Here is a 512-nt window from a genome sequence, read left to right on the forward strand (position 1 = left end):
CAATACGTTCGATATCATGTTTTCGTTGCTCGCGACGTACAGCGACTACATCGTCGGTGTCTTCGAGAAGGAGAGTGGTGGGGAGGCGCCTGAATTGGGCGAGATCGATGACCCGCCGTATTTCGACAAGTCGCACGTGTTCCCACGTGATTACGCGTGGGTGACTGACGAGAACCTTGACTCGCCACAGCACGTCGTTCAGGCCGCCCTTGAGATAGCGTTCACAGACGATTTGTCGGCGGATGAAGTCCAAGCAAACGTCGAGTCGCTCGTTGATCGCGCCCAAGAGAGCGGTCTTGACATCGACGAACAGGAGGTATGGGATGTGATCGACGACCGGGCAGATGCGGACGAAGCGCCGGCAACGTACAGTTGGGTCCATCTCAACAAATTCCGTAAATTCGAACTCCACAAACGGTGTTTCCCGTGGACGACAGAGGGTGAACTTCGAACGGCGGTTGACGAACTCCCGTCCCCCACGCCACGTCCGGAGTGGGAAGAGAGGGGAGAAC

1 pseudogene is annotated in these 512 nt (G+C 56.8%); it reads left to right on the plus strand.

The features are described from left to right. Nucleotides 1-512, plus strand: a pseudogene (locus DVK07_RS21125) (hypothetical protein); the annotation flags it as partial.

The sequence above is a fragment of the Halorubrum sp. Atlit-26R genome (assembly GCF_003666015.1).
Lineage (GTDB): Archaea > Halobacteriota > Halobacteria > Halobacteriales > Haloferacaceae > Halorubrum.